At 64.3% G+C, this 3,140-nt stretch carries 4 protein-coding genes; 1 reads left to right on the forward strand and 3 read right to left on the reverse strand.

Annotation, left to right across the window (positions count from 1 at the left end):
- Nucleotides 1–90 precede the first annotated feature (90 nt).
- The 3 genes from GWP04_12480 to GWP04_12490 form a co-directional block, all read right to left on the reverse strand.
- Entirely contained in the window at nt 91–870 is a 780-nt protein-coding gene (locus tag GWP04_12480; GenBank protein ID NIA26354.1) for an AMP nucleosidase, read from the reverse strand.
- Nucleotides 871–1,032: 162 nt separating this feature from the next.
- Nucleotides 1,033–1,305: a GlsB/YeaQ/YmgE family stress response membrane protein gene (locus GWP04_12485; protein ID NIA26355.1), complete on the reverse strand. Its 273-nt coding sequence runs from the start codon at nt 1,303–1,305 to the stop codon at nt 1,033–1,035.
- A 40-nt stretch (nt 1,306–1,345) separates the two neighbouring features.
- Complete coding sequence (locus tag GWP04_12490) at nt 1,346–2,299, reverse strand: sigma-70 family RNA polymerase sigma factor (protein NIA26356.1); 954 nt, start codon at nt 2,297–2,299, stop codon at nt 1,346–1,348.
- A gap of 87 nt (nt 2,300–2,386) precedes the next feature.
- On the opposite strand from GWP04_12490, the gene GWP04_12495 reads away from it, so the two are divergent.
- Nucleotides 2,387–3,140: hypothetical protein (locus tag GWP04_12495; protein NIA26357.1), on the forward strand; the 754-nt coding region annotated here is incomplete at its 3' end.

Consider the following 3,140-nt stretch of genomic DNA (forward strand, 5'->3'; position numbering starts at 1 on the left):
GAAGGCGCACCTGCAGGTGCGTTGAGGCGGAGAACGCAGCGAGCGGCGTTCCTGGCCGGCAGAACACCGCAAAGGTTGCCGGTCGAGGCACTAGAACGTGAAGTGCTTGATCGACTCGCCCTTCACGGCGATCTCGGTCATGGCTTCGATCCCCAGGTTCAAGTGGATGTCCGTCCAGTTGCGAGTGACCTCCTCGTCACTCTCTTCGGTCTTGACGCCGTCGGGAGTGGTCGGAACATCGGACACGAGCAGCAGGGCGCCGCGAGCGATCTGATTGGCGTGGCCGACGATGAACAGGGTCGCGGTCTCCATGTCGATGGCGAGTGCGGTCAACTCGTGGAGACGGGTGAGGAACTTGTCATCGTGCTCCCAGACCCGGCGGTTCGTGGTGTACACGACGCCGGTGCGGTACTCGTAGCCATGCTCGGCGATCTTGTCGGAGACGAACTTGTGCAGCTTGAACGAAGGCAGTGCCGGCACCTCGGGCGGGAAGTAGTCGTTGGAGGTGCCTTCGCCCCTGATCGCTGCGATCGGGAGGATGAAGTGGCCGATCTCCGTCGAGTGTTTCAGCCCACCACACTTGCCAAGGAACAGAACGCCTTTCGGATCGATCGCGATGAGCAGATCCATGATCGTGGCGGCGTTCGCCGTGCCGATGCCGAAGTTGATGATGGTGAGGCCGTCGTGGTTGGTTGCGGCCTGCATCGCGTGGTCCGTTCCCCTGATAGTGCACCCGAAACGATCGGCGAATCGCTCGATGTAGGTACGGAAGTTCGTCAGCAGGATGTACTCGCCGAATTCGTCGAGGGCCATTCCGGTGTAGCGAGGCAGCCAGCTCCTGGCGATGCTCAGCTTGTCGAGTGATCCCATGTCAGTTCTTTCCCGACAGCAGGTTGAGGACGGCGACGAACGGTGCCGCTGCGATGATCGCCCAGATCACCGGGAGGCCACCTGCGGCAGGTCCGAGGGCCATTCCGGTGTGGCGAGGCCGGCCGGCTCCTGGCGATGCTCAGCTTGTCGAGTGATCCCATGTCACTTCTTTCCCGACAGCAGGTTGAGGACGGCGACGAACAGCGCCGCACCGATGATCGCCCAGATCACCGGGAGGCCACCTGCGGTCGGTCCGAGCGGCAGTGCGAGTTTCGATGCCAGCCAGCCGCCCAGCAGGGCCCCGATGAATCCGAGAACGATCGAGGTCAGACACCCCATCCCGCGACGGCCGGCCAGCCGCGCGCCGATCGCACCGGCGATCGAGGCGATGAAGAGCGCCCAGAGCAGGTTGAACGGGAAGATCAATCCGAGCATCAGCGCATTGTATCGGAGGATCGATCTGGGGCGCCGCGCATCAGAGCAGCGTCGCCAGGTCGAGGTTGCAGGAGGGGTGGCGCAGCTTCGACAGCGCTCTCGCCTCGATCTGACGGATCCGTTCCCGGGTGAGGTTCAAGAGTTTGCCGACATCGGACAAGGTGCGAGGGATGCCGTCGTCGAGTCCGTAACGCAGGATCAGCACCTGGCGTTCGTGCTCGCCGAGGATGCGCAGGGCGTCACGCAGGTAGAGCCTTCGCATGACATCCACGACGTAGCCGAACGGGTCCGGAGAGGTGTCGTCCTCGACGAAGTCGCGCAGTTCGGCGTCGCCGTCGTCACCAACCGGCCGATCCAGCGACACGGTGTCGCCGGGGGCGGCCGCGGCGGCGGCGACACGGTCCGGTTCGAGGCCGCTCGCCTGAGCGATCTCGTCGGGGGTCGGATGCCGGTGCAGGATCTCGGTGAGGGTCTGTTCGGTCTCCTGGACGGTCCGCACGACGTCGACCATGTGGACGGGGAGCCGGATCGTTCGCGCCTGATTGCCGAGTCCCCGGGTGATCGCCTGGCGAATCCACCACGTGGCATACGTGGAGAACTTGAACCCTTTTCTCCAGTCGAACTTCTCGACCGCCCTGATGAGGCCCAGATTGCCTTCCTGGATCAGGTCGAGGAGGTCCAGCCCTCTTCCCGCGTACCGTTTGGCGATGGAGATGACCAGACGGAGGTTGCAGCGGATGAACGTCATCTTGGCTTCGGCCCCTTCGTGGACGAGGCGATACAGATGGGCGCGTTCCTCCGGGGTCAGTGGCTCGTCGCCGTCGAGGCGGTGTTGCGCCTTGCGGCCGGCTTCCATCACACGTGAGAGCCGCACCTCGTCTTCTGCAGTAAGCAGATCGTGGGACGAGACTTCTTCCAGGTACATGCCGACCGTGTCATAGATCGGCACAGACGTTCGTCGCGTCTTCGCCACAGCTTCTGGTCCCCCTGACATCTCCAGAACAAAGCCAAGGTAGCACGCGGCGCCGACACGCTCAACGAGAAGTGCAGCTTGAAGTTCGGGCAGGTGTACGCTTTTTGCGTGCCGGGTTCACTTTCTCGCTTCTGGGCGGTTGTCCTCACCCTTGCCGTGATGGCGGCAGGATGCACGTCCGTCGTCACGGTTGGCAGGAGAGTGCTCCCCAAACCGAAGCCGAAGCCGGTGCCGGTCTCGGTCCTGGTTTTCGACACCGCGGGGAACGCCGTCTCTCTGGCGGACATCACCATCGCCGGGGAGCCCGTCGGGAACGGTGAGGAGTTCGGAGTTCTGCCGGAGGACTTTCCGCTGACGGTCACCGTTTCGGCCGACGGGTACCACCCGACGTCGCTGAGCGTCGCCGAGCCTCCGCAGACGCCTGTCCGGGTGCGACTCGCTCCTGTCGTGTTCCAGGGCCGTATCGTCACGGCGTCGGGCGACGCGCTCTCCGACGCCACCGTTCGTCTGGGCGATCTCGGCACGACGACCGGGGCCGACGGGACCTTCGAGCTGCTGCCCGCCGTGGCGGGAACGGTGAGCGTCGAACGACCCGCATGGATGCCGGTCGAAGTCGAATGGGATGGAGCGGAGACACTCCTCGAGATCACTCTCGAGCCTCGCATCGTGCGTGCCACCCACGCGATCATGTGGCTGCCGGGAAAGGACCTGTGGGAACCGTTCCTCGACCTCGCGAGCCGAACCGAGATCAACGCGATGGTCCTCGACATCAAGGACGAATCAGGGCTGATCGCCCACCGATCCGAGGTTCCCCTCGCTCTCGAGGTCGGCGCCGTGGCCGGCTCCTATGCGTTGGATGAGG

The organism is Gammaproteobacteria bacterium (assembly GCA_011682695.1).
GTDB lineage: Bacteria > Actinomycetota > Acidimicrobiia > Spongiisociales > UBA4744 > BMS3Bbin01.